This window comes from Micrococcus sp. TA1, assembly GCF_014199555.1.
In the GTDB taxonomy this organism is placed as follows: domain Bacteria; phylum Actinomycetota; class Actinomycetes; order Actinomycetales; family Micrococcaceae; genus Citricoccus.
Genome location: NZ_JACHNW010000001.1, coordinates 1250225 through 1273455, shown reverse-complemented (window position 1 = coordinate 1273455; position 23231 = coordinate 1250225). Strand labels below are relative to the sequence as shown.

General features: G+C 71.6%; 19 protein-coding genes and 4 tRNA genes. 9 read left to right on the top strand and 14 right to left on the bottom strand.

Annotation, left to right across the window (positions count from 1 at the left end):
• Nucleotides 1–82: 82 nt before the first annotated feature.
• The 5 genes from rpe to GGQ69_RS05510 are packed head-to-tail and all read right to left on the bottom strand — an operon-like array spanning nucleotide 83 to nucleotide 4782.
• Complete coding sequence (gene rpe, locus GGQ69_RS05530) at nucleotides 83–772, bottom strand: ribulose-phosphate 3-epimerase (RefSeq protein ID WP_010142497.1); 690 nt, start codon at nucleotides 770–772, stop codon at nucleotides 83–85.
• Nucleotides 772–2319, bottom strand: a complete 1548-nt coding sequence (locus tag GGQ69_RS05525; protein WP_183525640.1) for an RsmB/NOP family class I SAM-dependent RNA methyltransferase — start codon at nucleotides 2317–2319, stop codon at nucleotides 772–774. Before GGQ69_RS05525 ends, rpe begins: the two co-directional genes overlap by 1 nt.
• Nucleotides 2316–3329, bottom strand: coding sequence for a methionyl-tRNA formyltransferase (fmt, locus tag GGQ69_RS05520; RefSeq protein WP_183525637.1), 1014 nt, complete (start codon nucleotides 3327–3329; stop codon nucleotides 2316–2318). Before fmt ends, GGQ69_RS05525 begins: the two co-directional genes overlap by 4 nt.
• Nucleotides 3326–3883 (bottom strand): peptide deformylase, encoded by a 558-nt coding sequence (gene def, locus GGQ69_RS05515; protein ID WP_183525634.1) that lies wholly within the window; start codon nucleotides 3881–3883, stop codon nucleotides 3326–3328. The genes fmt and def overlap by 4 nt, the downstream gene beginning before the upstream one ends.
• Complete coding sequence (locus GGQ69_RS05510) at nucleotides 3880–4782, bottom strand: cytochrome (RefSeq protein WP_183525631.1); 903 nt, start codon at nucleotides 4780–4782, stop codon at nucleotides 3880–3882. Before GGQ69_RS05510 ends, def begins: the two co-directional genes overlap by 4 nt.
• A 162-nt stretch (nucleotides 4783–4944) precedes the next feature.
• On the opposite strand from GGQ69_RS05510, the gene GGQ69_RS05505 reads away from it, so the two are divergent.
• The 4 genes from GGQ69_RS05505 (at nucleotide 4945) to GGQ69_RS05490 (ending at nucleotide 5354) form a co-directional block, all read left to right on the top strand.
• Nucleotides 4945–5018 (top strand) — tRNA-Gly (locus GGQ69_RS05505).
• Between the two features lie 18 nt (nucleotides 5019–5036).
• Nucleotides 5037–5107 (top strand) — tRNA-Cys (locus tag GGQ69_RS05500).
• A gap of 68 nt (nucleotides 5108–5175) precedes the next feature.
• Nucleotides 5176–5247 (top strand) — tRNA-Val (locus tag GGQ69_RS05495).
• A 33-nt stretch (nucleotides 5248–5280) separates the two neighbouring features.
• A tRNA-Gly gene (locus tag GGQ69_RS05490) sits at nucleotides 5281–5354 on the top strand.
• Between the two features lie 122 nt (nucleotides 5355–5476).
• Here the strand turns inward: GGQ69_RS05490 and zapE are convergent.
• On the bottom strand, nucleotides 5477–6577 hold the full coding sequence (zapE, locus tag GGQ69_RS05485) for a cell division protein ZapE (protein WP_183525628.1): 1101 nt from the start codon (nucleotides 6575–6577) through the stop codon (nucleotides 5477–5479).
• Between the two features lie 277 nt (nucleotides 6578–6854).
• On the opposite strand from zapE, the gene GGQ69_RS05480 reads away from it, so the two are divergent.
• Genes GGQ69_RS05480 through ybaK form a run of 3 tightly spaced genes read left to right on the top strand, consistent with a single transcriptional unit; the run spans nucleotide 6855 to nucleotide 8754 of the window.
• Nucleotides 6855–7757 (top strand): sulfurtransferase, encoded by a 903-nt coding sequence (locus GGQ69_RS05480; protein ID WP_183525625.1) that lies wholly within the window; start codon nucleotides 6855–6857, stop codon nucleotides 7755–7757.
• A complete protein-coding gene (locus GGQ69_RS05475) occupies nucleotides 7754–8254 on the top strand; it encodes a SufE family protein (RefSeq protein WP_183525621.1) in 501 nt (166 codons plus the stop codon). Before GGQ69_RS05480 ends, GGQ69_RS05475 begins: the two co-directional genes overlap by 4 nt.
• Complete coding sequence (gene ybaK / locus GGQ69_RS05470; RefSeq protein ID WP_183525618.1) at nucleotides 8251–8754, top strand: Cys-tRNA(Pro) deacylase; 504 nt, start codon at nucleotides 8251–8253, stop codon at nucleotides 8752–8754. The genes GGQ69_RS05475 and ybaK overlap by 4 nt, the downstream gene beginning before the upstream one ends.
• 17 nt (nucleotides 8755–8771) lie before the next feature.
• On the opposite strand, the gene GGQ69_RS05465 is transcribed toward ybaK, so the two are convergent.
• From GGQ69_RS05465 to GGQ69_RS05445, 5 genes are all read right to left on the bottom strand, one after another.
• Nucleotides 8772–9527: a GPP34 family phosphoprotein gene (locus tag GGQ69_RS05465; protein WP_183525615.1), complete on the bottom strand. Its 756-nt coding sequence runs from the start codon at nucleotides 9525–9527 to the stop codon at nucleotides 8772–8774.
• Nucleotides 9520–10164, bottom strand: coding sequence for a phosphatidylinositol phosphate synthase (pgsA, locus tag GGQ69_RS05460; protein ID WP_183525612.1), 645 nt, complete (start codon nucleotides 10162–10164; stop codon nucleotides 9520–9522). The genes GGQ69_RS05465 and pgsA overlap by 8 nt, the downstream gene beginning before the upstream one ends.
• On the bottom strand, nucleotides 10164–10784 hold the full coding sequence (locus GGQ69_RS05455) for an HIT domain-containing protein (protein WP_183528332.1): 621 nt from the start codon (nucleotides 10782–10784) through the stop codon (nucleotides 10164–10166). Before GGQ69_RS05455 ends, pgsA begins: the two co-directional genes overlap by 1 nt.
• Before the next feature lie 29 nt (nucleotides 10785–10813).
• On the bottom strand, nucleotides 10814–12826 hold the full coding sequence (gene thrS, locus GGQ69_RS05450; RefSeq protein ID WP_183528330.1) for a threonine--tRNA ligase: 2013 nt from the start codon (nucleotides 12824–12826) through the stop codon (nucleotides 10814–10816).
• Nucleotides 12827–13139: 313 nt separating this feature from the next.
• The gene (locus GGQ69_RS05445) at nucleotides 13140–15332 is read right to left on the bottom strand and encodes an HNH endonuclease signature motif containing protein (protein ID WP_183525609.1); all 2193 of its coding nucleotides are present in this window, start codon (nucleotides 15330–15332) and stop codon (nucleotides 13140–13142) included.
• A 351-nt stretch (nucleotides 15333–15683) separates the two neighbouring features.
• Between GGQ69_RS05445 and GGQ69_RS05440 the strand changes: the two genes are divergently transcribed.
• Nucleotides 15684–16346, top strand: coding sequence for a dihydrofolate reductase family protein (locus GGQ69_RS05440; RefSeq protein ID WP_183525606.1), 663 nt, complete (start codon nucleotides 15684–15686; stop codon nucleotides 16344–16346).
• Nucleotides 16347–16357: 11 nt separating this feature from the next.
• Here the strand turns inward: GGQ69_RS05440 and GGQ69_RS05435 are convergent, their stop codons facing one another.
• The 3 genes from GGQ69_RS05435 to GGQ69_RS05425 all read right to left on the bottom strand — a co-directional run bounded on the left by GGQ69_RS05435 (nucleotide 16358) and on the right by GGQ69_RS05425 (nucleotide 21534).
• Nucleotides 16358–20149 carry a DNA polymerase III subunit alpha gene (locus tag GGQ69_RS05435; protein WP_183525604.1) on the bottom strand — a complete coding sequence of 1264 codons (3792 nt, stop codon included), beginning with the start codon at nucleotides 20147–20149 and terminating at the stop codon, nucleotides 16358–16360.
• Nucleotides 20149–20478, bottom strand: a complete 330-nt coding sequence (locus GGQ69_RS05430) for a DUF6504 family protein (protein ID WP_010142480.1) — start codon at nucleotides 20476–20478, stop codon at nucleotides 20149–20151. The genes GGQ69_RS05435 and GGQ69_RS05430 overlap by 1 nt, the downstream gene beginning before the upstream one ends.
• A 357-nt stretch (nucleotides 20479–20835) precedes the next feature.
• Complete coding sequence (locus tag GGQ69_RS05425; protein WP_183525601.1) at nucleotides 20836–21534, bottom strand: maleylpyruvate isomerase family mycothiol-dependent enzyme; 699 nt, start codon at nucleotides 21532–21534, stop codon at nucleotides 20836–20838.
• 240 nt (nucleotides 21535–21774) lie between these two features.
• Here GGQ69_RS05425 and GGQ69_RS05420 point away from each other — a divergent pair, with 240 nt between their 5' ends.
• Nucleotides 21775–23217 (top strand): aromatic acid/H+ symport family MFS transporter, encoded by a 1443-nt coding sequence (locus tag GGQ69_RS05420; protein WP_183525598.1) that lies wholly within the window; start codon nucleotides 21775–21777, stop codon nucleotides 23215–23217.
• Nucleotides 23218–23231 lie beyond the last annotated feature (14 nt).

Sequence of the window (23231 nt, the reverse complement as noted above, 5' to 3'; positions counted from 1 at the left end):
TGCCACGCCTGGGCGCGCATCCCGTGCAGGCGACGTGTTCCATGTCTCACTGCGTCATGGGGCCCCGCCGGCCCCGCGGTGGTCAGCCCAGGGCCGCGCGCCGCAACGCCTCGATGGCGCCCGCCGGGTCCTCTGCGCCGTACACGGCCGAGCCGGCCACGAAGACGTCTGCCCCCGCCTCGGCGGCGCGCAGGATGGTGTCCTCGGTGATGCCCCCGTCGACCTGGAGCGCCACCGGGACGCCGGAACCGTCCAGGGCCTCGCGGGCGCGCCGGATCTTCGGCAGGACCTCATCGAGGAAGGACTGACCGCCGAAGCCCGGTTCCACGGTCATCAGCAGGAGCATGTCCAGGTCCGCGAGCATGTCCAGGTATGGCTCGACGGCGGTCTGGGGCTTGATCGCCATCCCCGCCCGGGCGCCGTGCCGGCGCAATTCACGGGCCAGGTGGATCGGTGCCACGGAGGCCTCGGCGTGGAAGGTCACGGACTCCGCCCCGGCCTCCGCGTAGCCCGGAGCCCACCGGTCGGCGTCCTCGATCATGAGGTGGACGTCCAGGGGCAGGTCGGTCGCGGAGCGGATGGCCTGCACCACCGGCAGCCCGAACGTCAGGTTCGGCACGAAGTGGTTGTCCATGACGTCCACGTGCACCGCGTCCGCTCCGCCGATCCGCTGCAGTTCCTCGGCGAGCCGGGCGAAGTCGGCGGACAGGATCGACGGGTGGATGTGGATCCCCCGGGTGTGCTCGGCGCGGTGCGGCATGGCGTGGGTCATCACGAGGCTCCCTTGCGGAACAGGGCCATGAACATGGCGTCGGTGGAGTGCAGGTGGGGCCAGAGCTGGGCGGTGCCCGGTGCGCCGGCGGTCCCCGCACCGGAGACGTCGCCGGTGGCCACCGCGTCGAGGGCGCCCACGGTGTCCAGCAGTTCCAGCTCCGGGTGCCGCTTGAGCACGTCCTGGACCTGGAACACGGTCTCGGCCGGGTGCGGCGAACAGGTCACGTAGCCGAGGACGCCGCCGGGGGCCAGTGCGGTGACGGCGGAGTCGAGCAGCTGGCGCTGGAGTTCGGTGAGCGGTCCCAGGTCGGAGGGCTGGCGCCGCCATCGCGACTCCGGCCTGCGGCGCAGGGATCCCAGTCCGGTGCAGGGCGCGTCGACCAGGACGCGGTCGAACGGCTGACACTGACCGGACCGGACCTCGCCGCCCACGTCCCGTCCGTCGCCGCAGCGGACCGACCACGCCGTCCGCGGCACCGCGGCCAGGGCCTGCTCGACGAGCGTCGCGCGGTGTCCGGCGACCTCGTTGGCCAGCAGGGTGGCCCCCCGCTGATGGGCCAGGGCGGCCAGCAGGGCCGCCTTGCCCCCGGGGCCCGCGCAGAGGTCGAGCCAGCGCTCACCCGTGGCCTCCCCCGGCTCCACCCCGGCCAGGGCGCGAGCGGTTAGTTGCGAACCGACGTCCTGCACGCGGACCGTGCCCTCCCGCACCCCGGGCAACCGGCCGGCGTCGCCGCCCCGGTAGAGCGCCGAGTCCGGGGCGAGGGCGCCGGGCTCGGCACCGGCCTCGAGGACCGGCGTCAGGTCGCCGAGCCCGGGAAGCGCCACCAGGTTCACGACGGGGGCGGCGTTGTCCGCCTCGAGGAGGGCGTCCAGCTCGTTCGTGGGACGGCCGTGGTTGGCCAGCGACTGGCGCAGCGCCCGGACGATCCACCGCGGGTGTGAGTGGCGGATCGCCAGGGCGTCGTCGTCGCCCGGGGCCGGTGCCAGCTGCTCCAGCCAGGCCTCGCGGTCCTGGGCGCTGACCTTGCGCAGCACGGCGTTGACCAGGCCCGAGGGCCCCGCGCCGACCTGGTCCCGGACGAGGGCCACGGTGGCGTCCAGGGCGGCATGGGCGGGTACCCGCATGCCGAGCAACTGGTGGGCCCCGAGCCGCAGCGCGTCGAGCACGGGGCGGTCGAGCTGGTCCAGGGACCGGTCGACGCAGGTGGCCAGGACGGCGTCGTAGAACCCCTGGCCCCGCAGGGCCCCGTAGGCCAGCTCGGTGGCGAACCCGGCATCCCGGCGGTCGAGGCGGTGTGCCGCGATCCGGGACGGCAGGACGAGGTTGGCGTAGGCGTCGTCGCGGCTGACCGCGGTGAGGGTCTCGAAGGCCGCCAGCCGGGACGGGTCCGCCGAGCGACGACGCTGGGAGGGTGCCGTGGCGGAGTACTTCCGTGGCCCGCCCGAGGTGCCACGGTTGCGCGTCCGGCCGCGGTCGTCGCGACGTTCATCGCCCCGCTCGCCGCCACCCCGGCCGGGCCGTCCCCGGTTGTTCCGCTCACTCACCGTGCCTCCTCCGCCCCGGTCAGGAACCGGGCCCCCTCGGGTAGTCCGCGGGCCCAGTCGGCCGCGGCCATGACCTTCTTCCCGGCCGGCTGGACCCTCTCCAGGCGGACGGTGCCGTCGGCGCACTGGAGGTGGACGGCCTTCCGGTCCACCACGAGCTCCCCGGGCCGGCGCGGGCCCGCCGGGGCGTTCCCCTCCGGGGTGGGCACCGCCTCGGGCCGTGCACCGACGAGCTTGATCCGTACCGGGCCGTCGGCCGGCGCCGGGCCGGCCAGGAGTGCCCACGCACCCGGTTCCGGCGTGGTGCCGTTGATGCGGGCCGCCACCGCAGCAGCGGCCTGGGCGGCGTCGACGTGACCGTCCTGCTGCCCGAGCTTCGGCGCCAGGGTCGGCTCCCCGGACTGGGGCTCGGCCCGGGCGGTTCCGTCCTGGATCCCTGCGAGGGTCTCTGACAGCAGCGCGGCGCCGCTAACGGCGAGGTCGGCCAGCACCTCGCCGGCGGTCTCCCCCGGCTCGAGGTCCCGTGTCAGTCGCGAGAAGACCGGGCCGGTGTCCAGGCCGTCCTCCAGCTGGAACACGCAGGCGCCGGTCACGGCCTCCTGCGCGAGGATGGCGTGCTGCACCGGCGCCGCGCCCCGGTAGGCGGGCAACAGCGAGAAGTGCAGGTTCACCCAGCCGTGACGCGGCAGGGACAGTCCCGCCGCCGGCACGAGGGCCCCGTAGGCCACGACGGCGGCCGCGTCCAGGTCCAGTGCGGCGATCCGGTCCAGGGTGTCCCGGCCGGGCTCCCCGCTGAGCCGGGAGGCGTGCAGGACCGGGATCCCGAGCTCGGCGGCCCGCGCCGCGACCGGCGACGGCGTCAGCGTCCGCTTGCGGCCCACGGGGGCATCCGGGCGGGTGAGCACGGCCACCACCGAGAACCCGGCCTGGACCAGGGCCTCCAGGGAGGGCACGGCCGTCTGCGGGGTCCCCGCGAACAGGACGCGGAAGTCCGCGCGGGCGGCGCTCACCGGGCACCCCCGAAGCTCGAGTTCACGGACTTGGCGCGGTCAGCCTGCGTGGTCCCCGACACCTGGCCGTAGGCGCGGTCACGCAGTCTGCGCCGTGAGTCCTTCCGGTCCTCCCCCGTCAGCCGGTCGATGTAGAGCCGGCCCTCCAGGTGGTCGACCTCGTGCTGGAAGCACCGGGCGAGCAGGCCCTGCCCCCGGTACTCCACGGGCTGGCCGTCCGCATCGACGCCGGTGACGACGGCCTCCGAGTACCGCTCCGGGTTGTAGTGCAGTCCCGGCACGGACAGGCAGCCCTCGCCGGGCTCGGTGACCAGCTCCCCGGAGGTCCGCAGGACCGGGTCGATCACGTGTCCGCGCCGGCCCTCCACGTCGAAGGTGAAGACGCGCAGCTCCACGCCGACCTGCGGGGCGGCCAGGCCGACGCCGCCGACGTCGTCCATGGTCTCGAACATGTCCTGCACCAGTCGGTGCAGGTCGGTCCGGTCCGGCCCGGCGGCGGCCGCAGGCGTGCGCAGGACAGGGTCGGGGAAGGTGCGGATGGGAAGGACGCTCACGCGCCCACCTTAGTCGCGTCCGTCCCGTGGCCGGCGGCAGGGGCCTGTCCGGGGGCCGGGCCCGGAGGGGGTCCGATGGGCCGCAGTGCCGGGCCGGCGCTGTCGGCGACCTGGGAGTAGCCCCAGACCTGGCGCAGGGCCCAGAACTTCCGCCAGTGCGCCGGGAGCACCTCGGGGTTGGCCTGGTGGGCGACGACCTCGGTCTGGCCCAGGGCGACGCCGAGCAGGACCGGCGCGTCCCCGTAGCGCCAGGGCTCCCACGTGCCGGTCGCCGGATCGACGAGGGACTCCTCGGCGCGCAGCCCGGCCACCAGCTGCATGACGACCTTGGCGTCCAGCGGCTTCACCCGGCCGTCACGCGTTGTGCCCTTGGTCTTGTAGTCGATGATGCAGGTCCGTCCGCCGATGGTGGCGACGAGGTCCAGGGTCCCGGCGTAGCCCACGGTCGCGTTCCAGACGGTCAGCTCGGTGGCCAGGGGGCGGACGTCGTAGAGGTCCCACCACTCGTCGAAGCGGTCCGCGTAGGCGCCCTCCCCGTGGTCGGCCAGCACGGCACGGACCTCGGCCGTGCGGTGGGGCCGGCCCAGCGCCCGCAGCCCGACCTGTTCGGCGTAGTCGTGGACGCGGTCCCCTCGTGCGGCCGCCTCGTCCCGGTACCGTTCGGCCGCGCTGGAGGCCTGCCGTGCCACCGACTTCAGCTGCGGCCGGGAACCGACGACCTGGGGCAGGCGCGGGTCCTCGATGACGGCGGTGGCGGCCATGTGGCCCGCCCAGCCGCTCAGGTCGGCCGCCTGCTGACCGATCACCGTGGTGATGGAGGGGACCTCCGGTACGCCGTCCAGGCTGCGGGCGTACATGCGGCCGTATTCGGTCTGGTGGGCGAGTCGGGGCTGCGTCATGGTCATCCATTCTCCCATCCGTCCGGACACGGTAAGGGCCGCGTCCGGACAGGGTGAACACGCGGGTCGTGGGGCCGATTGGACGATCGGCCCGAACGTGCAGTAGAGTCATCTCTCGTTGGAAATCACGGTGACTGGTTCTTCCGGTCACCAGTTTTCTGTGCGGATGTAGCTCAGTTGGCTAGAGCGCCACCTTGCCAAGGTGGAGGTCGCGAGTTCGAATCTCGTCATCCGCTCGCAAGTCTCCCAACCCTGGTGGGGTGGCCGAGAGGCGAGGCAACGGCCTGCAAAGCCGTGTACGCGGGTTCGAATCCCGTCCCCACCTCGCATCGGTCGCCATCCGCTAGGATGGGGACCTGCAGCTGAAGGATTCCGGGTCACCGGAAACCCCCAGCGCGATTAGCGCAGCGGTAGCGCGCTTCCCTGACACGGAAGAGGTCACTGGTTCGATCCCAGTATCGCGCACGGACGGAACGCCCCCCGGGGCAGGCCGGCCACGCGGATGTAGCTCAGTTGGCTAGAGCGCCACCTTGCCAAGGTGGAGGTCGCGAGTTCGAATCTCGTCATCCGCTCCCTCGAGAAAGGCCCTCCCGACCGGGAGGGCCTTTCTGCTGTCCCCACTGTCCCCGCTGTCCCGCGAGGCGGGTGCGGTCGCCGCGGGCCCAGCCGGCGGACCGGCCGGGCCCGGGGGGCGTTACAGGCCCGTCTCGCCCATCTGCCCCTCACGGACCAGTGCGGTCATGCGGGACACCGTGCGGAAGTACTTCTTCAGGTAACCGCCGTTCATCATCTCCTCCGTGAACAACCGGTCGAACGGCACCCCGGAGGCGATGACGGGCACGTCCTTGTCGTAGAGGCGGTCGGCCAGCACGACGAAGCGCAGGGCCATCGCCTGTTCCGTGATGGTCTCCACCCCGTGCAGCACCATCACGTCGATGTCCTCCACCAGCGCGCGATACCGGCTCGGGTGCACCCGGGACAGGTTCGCGGTGAGGGCGGAGAAGTCGTCCTGGGACACGACCCCGGCCTGGGGGAACCGCTCCCCGACGATCTCCATCAGCGCGTCGTCGGCCAGCGGCTCGGGCGCCGCGGCCAGCCCGCGGTGGCGGTAGTCCTCGCCGTCGATGCGGATCACGTCGAACTGCTCGGCGAGCACCTGGATCTCGCGCTTGAAGTCCTGCGCGGCGAAGCGGCCCTCCCCCAGCGACCCGGGCAGCGTGTTGGAGGTCGCCACGAGCCGCACGCCCGCGTCGGCGAGTTCCCGCATCAGCCGGGACATCAGGACGGTGTCGCCCGGGTCGTCGAGCTCGAACTCGTCGATGCAGACCAGGGTGTACTCCTTGAGCACGTCCACGGTCTTGCGGAAGGACAGGGCGCCCACCAGGTTGGTGTACTCGACGAACGTGCCGAACGCCTTCCGCCCCGGGGCCGCGTGCCACAGCGAGGCCAGCAGGTGGGTCTTGCCGACCCCGAAGCCGCCGTCGAGGTAGATGCCGGTGGCCGACGCGCCGTTGCCCCCGCGCCCGCCGCGGCCGTTCCCCGAGCGCTTGTCCCGCCCCTTGAACAGGCCCAGGAACCCACCGCCCCCGGACTCGGCGCCACCGCCCCGGCCGTTGATGGAGGCCGCGAAGTCCCGCAGCCGATGCACGGCCTCGGCCTGCGAGGGGTGCGTCGGGTCGGGGATGTAGGTGTCGAAGGAGACCTCGCCGAAGCGGTAGGACGGGTGGAATCCGGCCAGTAGGTCCTCTGCGGACACCTGCGGGGTGCGGTCGGCGAGGTGAACGATCTCGGCCACGAGCGGCTCCGTCCTGGCGGTGTAGAGAGGCGTGAGGGGGGTGAGGACAGGGCAACTCTACCGGTGCGCGCCCGCTGCCCCGGGCCACGCGCGCGGGCTCGGAGCACCTGCCGGCACCCTGTCCAATTACCACGCGATATTGTGGCGTAATGTGAACACCGATGGCCGTCCACCGGCGACCGGCGTCCTCCACCGATAGGGTGGACACGGCCCGTGACGGTCACCGCCCCGCAGCACCTTCCCGCGGGGACCCGCGAAGCGAAAGGCACTGCCGAGGATGACGACCACCGCAGACACCGCAGGCGTTGACGAGTTCAGCGGATACGCGCACCCGGACAAGCTCGTGTCCACCCAGTGGGTCGCCGATCACCTCCAGGACGAGAACGTCGTGGTCCTGGAGTCCAACGAGGACACGCTGCTCTACAGCACGGGACACATCCCCGGTGCCCTGAAGATCGACTGGCACACCGAGCTCAACGACCCGGTGACGCGCGACTTCATCGGCCCGGAGGAGTTCGCCCGCGTGGTCGGGTCCAAGGGGATCACCCGGGACACCACCGTGGTCTTCTACGGGGACAAGTCCAACTGGTGGGCGGCCTACGCCCTGTGGGTGTTCACCCTCTACGGCCACCCGGACACCCGCCTGATGAACGGCGGCCGGGACAAGTGGATCGCCGAGGGCCGCGAGACCACCCGGGACGTCCCGCAGGTCTCGCCGGCCGAGTACCCGGTCACCGAGCGCGACGACACCACCGAGCGGGCCTCGCGCGAGGACGTCCTGGGCCACTTCGGCAAGCCCCTGATCGACGTCCGCTCCCCGCTGGAGTACACCGGCGAGACCACCCACATGGAGGGCTACCCGCAGGAGGGGACCCTGCGCGGCGGGCACATCCCCACCGCGGCCTCCGTGCCGTGGGCGAGGGCCGCCAACGAGGACGGGACCTTCAAGTCCCGCGAGGAGCTGGAGCAGATCTACGCGCAGGACGCCGGCCTCGGCGAGTCCGACGACGTGGTGGCGTACTGCCGCATCGGCGAACGGTCCTCGCACACCTGGTTCGTGCTGCGCCACCTGCTCGGCTACGAGAAGGTCCGCAACTACGACGGCTCGTGGACCGAGTGGGGCAACTCCGTGCGCCTGCCCATCGCGGTCGGCGAGGACCGCGGCGAGCTGCCGCGATGACCACCACGGCGCTCCCCGAGACGCTCCGGGGGATCATCGAGGACTTCCAGTCGGTGCCGGACCCGGAGAAGCTGGAGCTGCTGCTCGAGTTCTCCGATGAGCTCCCCGCGCTGCCGGAGCGCTACGCCGGGCACGAGGACGAGATGGAACAGGTCATCGAGTGCCAGTCCCCCCTCTTCCTCGCCGTCGAGCTCCAGGACACGCAGGACCGGGAGGCGCAGTCCCCCGGTGCCGGCCCGGCGTCGCCGGACTCGATCGTCCGCCTGTTCATCTCCGCACCACCGGAGGCGCCGACCTCGCGCGGCTTCGCCTCGGTGCTCGCCCAGGGACTCGACGGCCTGACCGCCGCGACCGTCCTGGCCATCCCGGAGGACCTCTCCTCCCGGCTGGGCCTGCAGAAGGCCCTGACCCCGCTGCGGTTGCGCGGCATGTCCGCCATGCTGGGCCGGATCAAGCGCAACATCGCCGACCAGCTCGCCGGCCAGCCGGCGGGGTGAGCGGACGGCCGTCCCGGTCGGCGGCGACGCCGGCCCTGCGCGTCCTGGAGCGCGCCGGCGTCGACCACGAGGTGATCGGCTTCGAGTCCGCGGTGTCGCCGCGGTCAGGGTATGGAGCCGAGGCCGCCGCGGCGCTGGGGCTCGAGCCCGCGGAGGTGTTCAAGACCCTGATGGTCCAGCTCCCGGACGGCTCGCTCGCGGCCGCCGTCGTTCCCGTCTCCGGTTCCCTGGACCTGCGCGCCGTCGCCCTCGCGCTGGGGGTGAAGAAGGTGGCCCTGGCCGATCCGGCCCTCGCGGAGCGCCGCACCGGCTACGTGGTGGGCGGCATCTCCCCGGTGGGCCAGAGGAACCCGGTCCCGACCGTCGTCGACTCCTCCGCCCTCGACCTGCCCCGGATGCACGTCTCCGCCGGGCAGCGGGGCCTGGAGGTGAGGCTCGTGCCACGGGACCTGGTGGCGGTGACGTCAGCGGTGGTGGCGAGGATCGCGGCGCCGCGCTGAGGCCGCGCGCAGGACCGTCAGTCCAGGGCGGAGGCACCGCCCGTGGTCGCCGTGAGCGCCTCGGCGATCGCGTTCTCGGTGGCCTGGAGCACCTCGGACACGGAATTCGTGGTGCCGGGGCTGCCCACCGGCGTGAGGGCGGCGGCCCGGATGTGTTCCTTGTCCGAGTCGGGGAACAGCCGGTGCAGCAGGCGCGTGCTGCGCATCAGGGAGATCAGCGGCCAGGTGACGTCGTCGGCGGGCTGTGTCCCGCGCAGGACGGAGCGCAGGGTGTTCTTGAGCTCCTTCTCGAAGTGGTGGTCCTTCTCCACGTAGCGGGTGCGGTGGAACACCCAGAGCACGATGCTCTCGTCCTCCTCCAGGATCCCGCGCTTGACCAGCGAGGCGGCCACGGCGTCCCGCAGGGACTGGCGGGAGAAGCGGTTGATCCACTGCTCGGCATCACGGTGCCGGGTGAAGGCCCGGATGATGTCCCAGACCTGCTCGAGGGGCCACTCCAGGTCCGTGGTGTGCGCCCAGGCCGGAGGGTTGGGGTCGCCGGTGAAGACCTGTTCCGGCCGGTCGATGCTCTGCACGGTCGTCTGGGTGACCTTCAGGCGGCCGCGGCGGGCCAGGTCGGCCAGCGCGGCGCCGGCCAGTCCGAGGCCGACGGTCGGGCCGTCCAGCAGCAGCCGGCCCTTCTCGTCATCGAGGCACAGCAGCAGGAAGTACTCGGGGAGGTTCAGGGGACGCTCGGTGAGAGGTTCGTTGGTGTCCTTGATGGCCTCATTCATGCCCCCATTGTGCCGCACGGTCCGAGGCGCCACGCCCCCCCGCCTGGCGGTGGACCGCGGCCACCCGCTGCCCGACCGTGACGGCCGAGGCCGCGGCGAGCAGGACGAGAGCCCCGGTCAGGACCCAGGGCTCCAGGCCGAGGCCCGTCAGCCCCGCGAAGACCAGGGTGACCACGAGGCGCTCGGCGCGTTCGGCGATCCCCGTGTTCGCGTCGAACCCCAGCGACTCGGCCTTGGCCCGGACGTAGGAGACCAGCTGGCCGAGGATCAGGCACGCCGCCGCGGCGGTGCCGGCCGGCGCGAGGTCGCCCGGTCCGAAGAACCAGAGCACCAGGCCCAGGAACACCGCGGCGTCCTGCACGCGGTCCAGCGTCGAGTCGAGGAAGCTCCCCCAGGCCCCCGGGCTTCCGGCCAGCCGGGCCATCACGCCGTCCAGGACGTCCGAGAAGATGAACAGGGTGATCACGACCGTGCCCCAGAACAGCTCCCCGGCCGGGTACAGCACCAGGGCACCGAGGACCACGCCCAGGGTGCCGGCGATCGTGACGGCGTCCGCCGTGACCCTGCGGTCCAGCAGGAACCTCGCCAGCGGCGTGAGGATCCGCGTGAACAGCGTCCTGGCGTGGCGGTTCAGCATCAGGTACCGGACCCGCCGGCGGTCGCCGCCTGCCGCGCGTCGAAGGCGGCCTCGGCCTCCGCCCAGGCCTCGGCCACGACGGTCCGCACGGTGTCCAGGGTGATGGTGATGTTCTTCGTCTGGGCGATGATCGGCAGGAAATTCCCGTCACCGCCCCACCGGGGCACCACGTGCTGGTGCAGGTGCGCGGCGATGCCCGCGCCACCGGCCTTGCCCTGGTTCATGCCCAGGTTGAACCCGGTGGCACCCGAGGTCTCCCGCAGGGCGGTCATGGCGATCTGCGCCAGCCGGGCCAGCTCCGCCGTCTCCTCCACCGTCAGGTCGGTGTAGTCCGGCACGTGGCGGTAGGGACAGATCAGCAGGTGCCCGGCGTTGTACGGGTACAGGTTGCACAACACGTAGGCCGTGGTCCCGCGCGCGACGATGAGGGACTCCTCGTCCGACCGCGTCGGCGCCGCGCAGAACGGACACGTCGACTCGTCGCGGACCTGGTCCTGTCCCCCGCGGACGTAGGCCAGGCGGTGGGGGTTCCACAGTCGCTGGAAGCCGTCCGGCGTCCCGGCGAGCTGGAAGTCGTCGGTGCGCGGGCCGCCGTCGGGCCCGGCCTCCCGCTCCGGCACCGGCTCTCCCTGCTGCCCCGGCTGGGACGTCACTGGATCTCCCGGTTCCTCACGGCGCTCACGATGCGCTCGACGGCCTCGGCCACGGGCACGCCGTTGTCCTGGCTGCCGTCCCGGAAGCGGAAGGACACGGCCCCGGCCTCCGCGTCCTCGCCGCCGGCAATGAGCACGAAGGGCACCTTCTCCTTGGAGGCGGTGCGGATCTTCTTCGGGAACCGGTCCGAGCCGTCGTCGAGGCGGGCGCGGATGCCCTGGGCCCTGAGCGTCGCGACGACCTCCGCGAGGTAGTCGTTGAAGGCCTCGGCCACGGGGATGGCCACGACCTGCTCCGGGGCCAGCCACGCCGGGAAGGCACCGGCGTAGTGCTCGGTGAGCACGCCGAGAAAGCGCTCGATGGAGCCGAACAGCGCGCGGTGGATCATCACCGGGCGCTGGCGGGTGCCGTCGGCGGCCTGGTACTCGAGGTCGAAACGCTCGGGCAGGTTGAAGTCGAGCTGGATCGTGGACATCTGCCAGGTGCGCCCGATCGCGTCCTTGGCCTGGACCGAGATCTTCGGGCCGTAGAAGGCGGCGCCACCCGGATCCGGAACGAGGTCCAGCCCGGAGGCGGCGGCGACCTCCTCGAGGGTGCGGGTGGCCTCCTCCCACGCCTCGTCGTCACCGACGAACTTCTCCGGATCCTTGGTGGACAGTTCCAGGTAGAAGTCGTTCAGGCCGTAGTCCTTGAGCAGGTCCAGCACGAAGGTGAGCGTGGTGGCCAGCTCCTCCTTCATCTGCTCCCGGGTGCAGTAGATGTGGGCGTCGTCCTGGGTCATGCCGCGCACGCGGGTCAGGCCGTGCACCACTCCGGACTTCTCGTACCGGTAGACCGCGCCGAACTCGAACATCCGCAGGGGCAGCTCACGGTAGGACCGGCCGCGCGAGGCGAAGATCAGGTTGTGCATCGGGCAGTTCATCGGCTTGAGGTAGTAGTTCTGCCCTTGCTTGCTGATCTCACCGGTGACCGGGTCACGCTGCTCGTCGATGTGCATGGGCGGGAACATGCCGTCCGCGTACCAGTCCAGGTGCCCGGAGACCTCGTAGAGGTGCTGCTTGGTGATGTGCGGGGTGTAGACGAACTCGTAGCCGGCCTCCGTGTGCCGGCGGCGGGAGTAGTCCTCCATCTCCTTGCGGATGATGCCGCCGCGGGGATGGAAGACGGGCAGACCGGAGCCGAGCTCGTCCGGGAACGAGAACAGGTCCATCTCGGCGCCCAGCTTGCGGTGGTCACGCCGCTCGGCCTCCGCGAGGCGCTCCTGGTAGGCCTTGAGGTCGTCCTTGGTGGGCCAGGCGGTGCCGTAGATCCGCTGCAGCTGCTTGTTCTTCTCGTTGCCGAGCCAGTAGGCCGCGGCAGAACGGGTCAGGGCGAAGGCATTGGAGATCAGCTTGGTGTTGGGCAGGTGCGGGCCACGGCAGAGGTCACACCACACCGTCTCGCCGGACTTGCGGTCCACGTTGTCGTAGATGGTGATCTCGCCGGCGCCGACCTCGATGTTGGCCCCCTCGCCGACGGCGTCCGCCTGGTCCTGCTTGCCGAGCAGTTCCAGCTTGTAGGGTTCCGCGGCCATGGCCTCGCGGGCCTCGTCCTCGTTCACGACGCGGCGGGCGAAGGACTGGTTCGAGTTGATGATCTTCTGCATCAGCTTCTCGATGGCCTTGAGGTCCTCGGGGGTGAACGGGTCCTCGACGTCGAAGTCGAAGTAGAAGCCGTCCGTGATGTACGGCCCGATGCCCAGCTTGGCGCCCGGACGCAGTTGCTGCACGGCCTGGGCCATCACGTGGGCGGCGGAGTGGCGCAGGACGTTCAGGCCGTCCTGTTCGGAGATGTCGACGCCGACCACGTCGGCCCCGGCCGGGATCTGACGGCTCAGGTCCTGCAGCTCACCGTTCACCCGCATCACGACGGTGGTCTTCTCCTCGGCGAACAGCTCCGTGCCGGTGGATCCCAGGGCCACCTCCCGCTGTTCGGCGTTGACGGTGATGGTGATCTGCTCGCTCTGCAGCGCCTCGGACACGGGCCATTCCTCCTTGGTTGGGGCTTCACAGCTGGTGGCATACGGGGGCCACCGCCAGCCACGGGCCATTCTAGGGCAGGGCCGCAGGTCGGGCGGCCAGTCCGCGGCACCCGCCTGATCGTCCGCGAGCGCCTGATCCCCTGTTCTCGCCTCACCCCCATCCGGGCCACCCGGGGCAATCACCTCGGAGTCCCCCTCACCCTCGCCGGGAGTGGCCTCCTCAACGGTTGTCCTCGGCCAGTCCAGACGCATCATGGATCTCCTGGTGGCGGAGTGCCGTCCAGCATGCCAGGCCTCGACGTCAGGTTCGGATCCCGAGCAGACCCTCGGCAGCCGCCTCGGGGCGCCAGTAGGTGTTGCGGCGGGGACGCTGGGAAGGATCCCGGTATGCGGCGGGAATGAACCAGGGAACGCCATGGCGCATCGAGATCGTCCATGCTCCCGCGTGCACCGCGTGATGATGGTGCGAGCACAACAGCACACCGTTGTCCACGGAGGTTGGCCCGCCGTGTTCCCAGTGCTCGACGTGGTGGGCCTCGCACCACGGCGCCGGAATGGTGCAGCCCGGCGCGGTGCAGCCGCCGTCCCGGGCCGTGATCGCACGGCGCAGCTTCCTGGTGAACAGTCTCCGGGACCGGCCCAGGTCGAGGACCTCCCCCTCGCCTCCCAGGACGACGGGGATCAGTTCAGCGTCACACGCCCAGGCGCGAATGGTGGTGGGGCTGATCTCGCCGACGTAGGCCGCCGAACTGAACCGGCTCCCACGCTCTCCCGATCCATCGTCCCTGAACGAGGCATTGGCGCTTTCCGGACTCATGCCACTCCGGGGCTCCGCTTCCAGACTGGAGTCGCAGCAGGGCTCCGGGCAGGCCTCTGGAGCGGACCCGCTCGATGATCGTCGAGCCGGGAGCTCCGACGGCGGCCGGAAGGTGTGGTCCAACAACGTCTGGTAGTCGATCGTCACGAGTACTTGTGGCCGGGCTCCCCCACCACCGTCGGGAGCGTCGGTTCCGGCGGTGAGGGCGAGGGCACCCGTCAGTGCGCTGATCATTCCGTCCAGTTCTTGTTGGCTCCGGGTCCGTTCGTCCAGGTCATCGGGGTCACTGACCGGAGTGTTCCAACCCGCGGGCTCGCCGGCCGCCGCGGCGGCGTACCGTGCGGCGCGCTCTGTCTCTGCCTGGGCCTCGAGCTCCCTTGCCGCCCGTAGCTGCTGCGCCCACAGGATGCCGGGGTCCGAGAACACGTCGGCCCCGTCCATGCCATCAGGATCACGGACGCCGCCGGTTACACGGTCACCATCGAGCGTTGCCTCCAGGTCGGCCTCGATGTCGACGTCGACGACCGTATCGACACCGCTGTTCGCACTGGAACTTTTGCCTGCACGAGAGGTGTTCGTGGGTCCCGTGGTGCAGGCCTGCCGAGCCGGACTCGCGGACTCCGCCGTTGGAATGGAGTCGCCGGCGGGAGTGGAAGCGGCGGTTGGTATGGAGTCAGTCGGGGTGGAAGCGGCACCGGCGGGGTTGGACGGCGCGGAACTCTGCGCTCGGGTGTTCGAGGCGGCTGAGACGAGGGTCTTGAGGACTTCGTGCTGGCCATCGGTGGCCACTAAGGACCAGCGATGCAAACCCGTCCGCCGGCCCCGGTAGAACAGCCCCTGCTCAGCCCGCCGCCGGCTCTCGGTGGGCTCGGCCCCGTCCGGGTTCACGAGCGCGTCGAAACGGATCCGCCAGTGCGCGCAGACCGTGCCCAGTGCGTCCGGGTCGAGGACTCGGGCAGAGCTCACCAGAGACCGTTCCCCCTCGACGAGCAGCTGGTCCACGTCCGCAGGGGCCACCTTCGCGTCCGTCGACTCCGCCCGGGCGCCAGCCAGGGTGGATGCGATCACGTCCACGGCGGCCGGGTCCAGGTCTGCTTCCGAGGCGGCTCGCGACAGGATCGGCAACCGGGGAGGCATTGCCTGAGTGCGATCGAGGGTCGGGGTGGACAGGACGTACCGGGATCGCTCGATCCGGGACCTGGCGTGCCGACGGGAGATGCGCAGGTGCTCCCTCAGGTAGTCCACGGCATCGCGATAGGCGGACTTGCCTTCGGGAATGCCGAGGATCTCCTTCCGGCTCGCGTGCTCGTCGAACAGCCTGTCCGTGTGACCGGCCAGCGCGGTCCGCGCCGAATCGACGACCCGGCCCAGCTCTTCCACGGACGTGTGGAGTTCGGGGAACGTTCCCCGGGGCGGCGGGACCTCGACCGGAGTCTGCGCCATGGCGTCCTCGAAGCTGATGTCCTCCACGACATCCGCATGCAGTCCCCACTCATCGGCCGGATGCAGTCGGTCGTTGGAGGGGAAGTGCGGTAAGCGCTCCACGAGCATCGGGTCGCCGATTCTGCCGGCCAGCTCGCCCACCAAGGCCCGGGCTGCATCGAGGAGATCGGGAAGACTCCAGTCCGACAATTCGTCCGGGATCCGCCCGCCCATGGTCTCCTCCTTCCCGTTCATCGTTACCGCTGATCCTTCACGGCCGTTGCTCCCCTTCACGGTCGCTGCTCCGAGGCCAGCCGATGATCCTTGTCCGGGCGGCAGCCTGGCTCCGGCCCGTATGGCGTCCTCTAGTACATACATTCGACTATGCATCGCGGACGCGGTAAGAGCCTGTCGGTCATGTGTGGATGAGCGGGGCTGACGCGTCGGGTGTGGAGTACGGACGGCCTGCTCCTGAGGCACCGCACCCGGCGCCTAGCCGCACGGTAGCGCCTTCCCTACGCTGGGTGGCCACTGGCGCAACCGCCCGGTAGACCGCGGTACCGAGCCCCACCTCCCCTTCCCACCCCGATTCCGGAGGACACCGTCATGTCCAGCACACGCCATCCACGGCCGCCCCGCGTCCGCGTGCAGAACTTCGCGGTCTCCCGCGAGGGCATCGCGGCCGGGTTCAACCAGACCCTGGAGCGCCCTTTCGGTGACCTTGACCCGGCTCCGCTCATGAGCTGGGCCGGGGCCACCGACAGCTGGCCCAACCGCACGGATCCGGGCGGCAGCCGCGGCCTGGACGACCACATCGTGCGCGACTTCACGCACAACATCGGCGCGGAGATCATGGGGCGCAACAAGTTCGGCCCGATCCGGGGCCCCTGGCCGGACGAGGAGTGGCGGGGCTGGTGGGGTGATGATCCGCCGTTCCGCACCCCGGTCTTCGTCCTGACCCACCATCCCCGGTCGTCGTTCTCGCTCAGCGACACGACGTTCCACTTCCTCGATGCGAGCCCTGAAGAGGCAGTGAAGGTCGCCCTGCAGGCGGCCGGGGGCCAGGACGTCCGGATCGGGGGTGGCGTCACCACCGTCCTGCAGTTCCTGGAGGCGGGCCTCATCGACGACCTGCACGTCGCCGTCGCGCCCGTCGAGTTCGGCGACGGACTGCGCCTGTGGTCCAGCCCCGTGGAGCTGGAGGACCGGTTCCACCACGAGAGCGTCCCGAGCCCCAGCGGCGTGGAACACCACTTCTTCTGGCGCTGACGGAGGACGGTTCACTCCTCCGGCGTCGGCAGCAGCTCCCAGGTCTCCGGGTGCGGGACCGGCACGGGCCGGTGGATGTCCAGCTCGCGCACCCCGGCGCCCTGGATGCCCCTCCCCCGGCGGTCACCGCCGGTCGCCGAGCTCTCCGGCGGGAGCCCGACGGCGCCGCGCACCCTGACCGGCCAGTCGCCGGTGTCGTGGTGGGGGATGTCCCGGGGCGCACCGGCGTCCGGAGCGGACCCGGCACCGGCCGCGACGAGCCGGCGCCGGGCCCCGGGACCCCAGGGGACCGGTTCCCGGGCGCCACCGGACCGGGCGGCGGACCGGTCCCGGCGCAGCCAGGCCCGCCATTGCTCGCGCGTGCTGTCCAGGTAGTCCGGGTCCGGCAGCGCCTCGGGCCGGTGCAGGTCCCAGGCGCGGATGGCCTGCAGGCTGATCGCCTTGGGCCCGGTCCGCCGGGTGGTGCCCTCGATCAGCAGCAACCGGGCCGAGAACAGCATCTCCCCGGTCTCGTGCTGGGCCTCCGTGAAGAACGAGGCGTCCACGCAGCCGGTCCCGTCGTCCACGGAGATGAAGACCACGCGCTTGCCGCTGCGCATCGGCGGGGTCTGGGTGGCCACGCGCACCCCGGCCACCAGCACGCGGGACTGCGAGCGCAGGCTCAGCAGGTCCTCCGCCGCCGTGACCCCGAGGGCGTCCAGGTAGGGCCGGTGCGAGTCCATCAGGTGCGCGGTGGTGTCCATGGCGGTCAGGTCGAGTTCGGTGCGCACCATCTGGTCGCGGCTCGGGGCGGGGAACATCGGCACGATCGCCTCCGTCTCGGTGTCCGGCAGGTCCAGGGACAATTGCCCGTCCACCTGGCGGGGTCCCGCCGTCCGCTTCCGCCCGGTGGGGGCCTCGCCGAGCATGCCCGCCGATCCCCCGGCGTGCTGCAGCTCCAGGTGGTGTACCAGGTCGGTGCGCGAGGCCCCGCCGGGGGGCAGCAGGCAGTCCAGCGCCCCCAGCTGGGCCAGTCGCTCGAGGTTGCGCCGGGTGGGCCGGGCGCGGTCGCGCACGTCGGCCAGCGAGGCGTACGGCTGTCCGGCCACGATCCGCCGGACCTCGCGCTCGCTCAGCCCGGACATTGAGGTGAGCGCCAGGCGGATGCCCCACCGGCTGCCGTCGGGATGCCGGGAATGCCCGGGACGTGCAGGACCACCGGGCAGTTCCGGGTGGGCCGGCACCCACTCCATCCGGAACCTCTCCGTGGAGGCGTTGATGTCCACCGGGAGCACGGGGATGCCCATGCGGCGGGCCTCGGCGATCATCAGCCGGCGCGGGTACATGCCCGGGTCGTGCTCGAAGATCCCGGCCAGGAACGCCTCGGGGTGGTGGGTCTTGAGCCAGGCCGAGTGGTAGGTGGGCACGGCGAAGGCCGCCCCGTGGGCCTTGCAGAACCCGAAGGAGCCGAAGGCGTGCAGGGTGCCCCAGACCTCGTCGATGACGTCCAGGGGATAGCCCTTCTCCAGCGCCGCGGCCCGGAAGTAGGCCTCCACGACCTCCTCCTGCGGTCCACCGATCTGTCGGCGGAACTCGTCGGCCTTCGCCAGTCCGCAGCCGGTCATGGTGTCCAGGGTCCGCAGCACCTGCTCGTGGAAGACGGTCACCCCGTGGGTCTCGGATAGCACCGGTTCCAGGTCCGGGTGCGGGTACCTCGCCGCCGCGAAGCCGTGGCGCTGCTCGAGGAACGGGCGCACCATGTCCGACTGCATGGGACCGGGGCGGAACAGGGAGATGTCGATGATCAGGTCGTTGAACTCGACCGGGGCCAGCTTCCCGATCAGCTCCCGCTGGCCCGGTGACTCGATCTGGAAGATCCCCAGGGTGTGGGTGGTGCGGATCATCCCGAACGTGGCCTCGTCGTCCAGCGGCACCCGTTCCAGGTCGACCCGCTCCCCCGTGGTCCGCTCGATCTCCTCCAGCGTGTAGGCGATCGTGGACTGCATGCGCACCCCGAGCACATCCAGCTTGAGCATGCCCATGGGGTCCATGTCGTGCTTGTCGAACTGGCTCATGGGCAGCTCGATGCCCGAGGGCTGCACCGGGGTCCGGTCCAGCAGTGTCCGGTCCCCCAGGATCACCCCGCACGGGTGCATGGCGATGTGCCGCGGCAACCGGTCCAACCGCTCGGTGAGGTCCACCAGCAGGTCCAGTTGCTGCTGTCCCGCGGCCCGCCCGGACTCGACCTGCTCGGCGAACCCGCGCAGCTCGGGCATCCGGCCCATCGCCTCGCGGAAGCTCGAGGCGGAGAACCGCCACAGTTGCTTGGCGATCGTGTCCACCTGTTCGGCGTCCATCCCGAGCGCCATGCCGGCGTCCCGGACCGCCCCGCGGGCCCGGTAGCCGTTCTGCATGCTCATCAGCGTGGTGCGCTCGTTCCCGAACCGGGTGAAGATCGCCGCGTAGACGTCGTGCCGGCGGGCGGACTCCACGTCCACGTCGATGTCCGGCAGGGTGGAGCGGTCATGGGACAGGAAGCGCTCGAAGATCAGCTCGTGCCGCATCGGGTCCACGTTCGAGATCCGCAACAGGTGGTTGACCAGCGAGGACGCCCCGGAGCCCCGGGCCGAGACCCGGACCCCCAGGTCCTCGATCATCCGGACCACCTCGGCCACGGTGAGGAAGTAACTGGCGAAGCCGAGCCGGGTGATGATCCCCAGTTCGTGTTCCAGCCGGTCCTCCAGGTCCCGGCCGGCCCGCGACGACGAGAACCGGCTGCCGCTGTACAGCTGCGGGAAGCGGGCGTGGGCCCCGGTCAGGGTGCGCTGGCGCAGGGCGGTGACCGGGTCGCCGTCGATCCCGATCACCGAGGCCTCCGGTACCGTGGGCCGCCCCCAGCCCAGGTCCGGTCCGGGGTCCATCCGGCAGGCGTCGGCCAGGGCATGGGTGGCCTCCAGCAACGCGCCGGCGCCCTCTGCCCCGGCGGCGCGGCAGACCTCGCGGGCCACCTGGTGCATGGATCCGGCCGGCTTCAGCCAGCCCTGCCCGTTGGGCTGGAGGTCGGCCAGGGCCTCCAGGGAGCTCAGTGCCCGGGCGGCATCGAGGACGTCGGCGGTGGCGGCACCGTCCGGGGTGGCGTACCGTACCGCGTTGGTCAGCACCGCCGGGACCCGGGCGTCCCGGGCCGCGCGGAGCATCTTCACGGCGTGCGCGGCCGAGAGCTTCTCCCCGGGCGGGGACAGGTGGCAGACCACCTCCACCCGCAGCGACCCGGCCGGCAGGGCGGCCTTCCAGCGGCGCAGCAGCGCCCGGCCGGCGGTGTACCTGCGCGCGGCCATCAGCTGCCCGACGTCGGATCCCGGTCCCAGCAGCACGAACAGTTCCGGTGGGGCGCCGTGGTGGGGGCCGGCGGCCCAGCCGGCCAGCTCGTCCATCGTCACGTACGGCGTGCCCCCGGCGGACCCGCCCGTGGTGTGGGCGTGGGCCGCCGAGACCAGCCGGACCAGGGCACGGTAGCCGCTGCCCCCGGTCCCCCCACGGGCCAGCACGACCACCCGGCCTGCGCTGTCCAGCACCCCCGTGCCGGTGTGGTCGGATCCCCGGTGCACCGCCAGGTCCACGCCGATGACCGGGTCCAGGCCGTGTTCCCGGCAGGCCCCGACGTGCTTGGCGGTGCCGTACAGGCCGTCCCGGTCGGTGCAGGCCAGGAGATCGGCGCCGTCCGCGGCGGCCGCCGCGGCCAGCTCACCGGGCCAGGACACCCCGTAATGGGCGCTGAAGGCGCTGGCTACGTGCAGATGGGGGAACCCGGGGGTACCGCCCATCAGGCGCTCTCCCTCAGGCGCACGGCGGCGCCGTCATGGATGCGGACCAGCCGCCACCGGCCCGAGTCCAGGTGGTGGGAGATGTCCAGGGTGAGCAGCGGTGAGTTGCGGGCCCGTTCCAGGCGCACCTGCACCCGCCAGACCTCGTGGTCCACCAGCCCCGCGCCGCGGCCTCGCTCGGCCCGGTGTTCCTCGGTCCACCAGCGCCGTCGTTCGTACCAGCGCACCGGTTCGGCGGCCAGTACGTAGTCGCGGCCGTTCCACCCCAGGTGCAGCGGCACCCCCGCGGTCGTGCAGGCGACCGTGACCGATTGCGTGAAGATTCCCATGGGACCTGATATCCGTCCTTCTCGTCGTGCCTTCTCAGTGCCGTCGGTGCCGGGGTCCACGGTGGCTCCGGTCCGGCCGTCTGGGAAGGAACGGCGAACCGGAACCGGGGATGACCCGGCCTGGCGGTGGGAGGTAGCGGTCCGAGGGGAAGGTCCGGCCGTACTCCCACCATGGTATTAGAACGCATGTTCGAACACCACACGTCAGGCTAGGGAGGACGCCGGACACGATAAGCGCGCAGGTCACGCGCGTGTGCGTCACCCCTCAGGCACGGGGCAGGCCCGGGGGCGGAACGAGAAGGCGGAGCCAGGCGGACACCGGGTCACCGCGGCGGCGGGGTCACCAGGACCGCAGGGTCACCAGGACGGCAGCGCCGGCAGCGGACCGTCGGCCTCGACGTTCTCACCGTCACCACGGGCCAGCCAGGCCAGCAGGCCCTCGCGGTCGGACTCGACCCTCAGGGCGCCGTCGCCCACGACCCACTCGTCGCGCTCCTCGGTCACCAGGGTCATGCCGGGGGCGCCCTTCGCGCGCATGGTCCGCACCGCGGCCTCGACCGCGTTGAGCAGGGAGTCCGGGTCGGCCTCCTCGATGGTCCACGCCGTGTCCAGGTCGTGGTGGTGCACGACGACCTCGGAGATGCGCAGCGCGACGATCGAGGTCACCGGGATCTCCTTGCCGTGCAGGTCCACGGACTCGACGGCCGGTTCGCCACTGAGCCGCTCGGACTGCTCCGCGAAGAACGCGGACGACTCGTGAAGGCGGCGGAGCAGCTCCTCGCGGGGCAGGGCGGCCAGCTCGTCGATCTCCCGGTCCCGCGCCTCACGGGAGGGGTAGAGCTGCTGCTCCTCACCGGTGGTGGCCCAGTCGATGAGCCGCACGAGTGCCCGGCCGTTGGAGGCGAGGTGGGCCAGCACGTGGGCCCTGGTCCATCCCTCGCACAGCGACGGGGCACGCAGCTCCTCCTCGGACAGGGAGGCGGCGGTGGCCTCGAACATGGCGGTCTCCCGGCCGAGGCGGGACAGGTCGGAGTGCAGGCGCGCTGGATTGATCATGAAGGCCACCCTATCCACGCGCCGGGGGGCGTTCCACCGTCCGGACGGGTCCATCCAGACGGGTCCGGACGGCATCAGGAGGTTGCGGATCTCAACGGCCCGCCGGTGCCGCACCCCCCGGCGGAGGACTGGGTAAACCCCTCATATGATGCAGGTCACTCCTCTGGGACTCTGGAACGCAGCCCGGGGACCGGCAGCCGGCCGGCCCACCACGAACCGATCCGAGAGGACCGACAGCCCATGTCACACCCTCCTACCCCCGTCGCCCACGATCCGCGCCAGGAGGCACGCACGGCCAACTGGGTCGCGGCGATCGTCTGCTGCGCCCTCGTCTTCGACGGCTTCGACCTGACCATCTACGGCACCGTGCTGTCCACCCTGCTCGATGACCCGAGCCAGATCGGCCAGCTGGACGGCGCGGCGGCCGGCGCCCTGGGCTCCTACGCCCTGATCGGGGTCCTCGTCGGCTCCCTCACCTGCGGATTCCTGGGCGACCACTTCGGCCGCCGCCGGCTCATCCTCGGCGGCATCGCCTGGTTCTCCATCGGGATGTTCATCACCGCGCTGACCACCTCGGTGGCGGCGTTCGGCGTGATGCGCCTGCTCACCGGACTGGGGCTCGGGGTGATCCTGGCCACGGCCGGGGCCACGATCGCCGAGTTCGCCCCGGCGGGCAAGCGCAACTTCTACAACGCCCTCGTGTACTCCGGGATCCCCGCCGGCGGCGTCCTGGCCGCGCTGCTGGGCATCGTCCTGCTCGAACCGCTGGGCTGGCGCGGACTGTTCATGATCGGCGCCACGCCGATCCTGTTCCTGCTGCCGCTGGCCTGGTTCAAGCTCCCCGAGTCACCCCGCTGGCTGCACGCCCGCGGCCGCATCGAGGAGGCCCGTGCCGCCTCCGCGCGGACCGGGGTGCCCCTCCTGGAGGAGATCGTGGTCCAGCAGGCCGGCGCGGCGCCGGCCAAGCGGGGATTCGCAGCGGCCTTCTCCCGCCAGTTCTTCCTGCCGACCGTCCTGCTGGGCTTCATGTCCTTCTCCGGCCTGTTGCTCACCTACGGCCTGAACACGTGGCTGCCGCGCATCATGGAGGGCTACGGCTTCGACAAGGGCTACTCCCTGTCCTTCCTGCTGATCCTCAACAGCGGGGCCGTGCTGGGCGGGATCGTCGCCTCGCTGGCCGCCGACCGGCTCGGTGCGCAACGGATTGTGGCCACCACCTTCGTCCTGGCCGGGATCACCCTGGCGCTGATGACCTTCCAGTTCCCGGCGCCGGTCCTGTTCCTCTACATCGCCGTGGCCGGGGTCGGCACCCTGGGCACCCAGGTGCTGATCTACGGGTTCAGCTCGAACTACTACACGACCAATGCCCGCGCCGCCGGGGTCTCCTGGGTCGCCGGCTTCGGGCGCATCGGTGGCGTGCTCGGGCCCCTCATCGGGGGCTGGCTCACCGCGGCCGGCGTGGGCGGCAGCACCGCCTTCTACATCTTCGGCGGTGTGGCCCTCTTCGGCGCTCTGGTCACCCTGGCCGTGCCGCGGCAGTCGCGGCTGGAACGGGCCACGGACACCGCGGCCACCGCGGACGTTCCCGGCATCACCGGCGCCACCGGCGCCACCGGCGCCACCGGGCACCATGGCGCCGAGGCCGGCGAGCCGGCGAGCGCGGTCCCGGCGTCGCGAGCCTGAACGCCTCCGTGCGG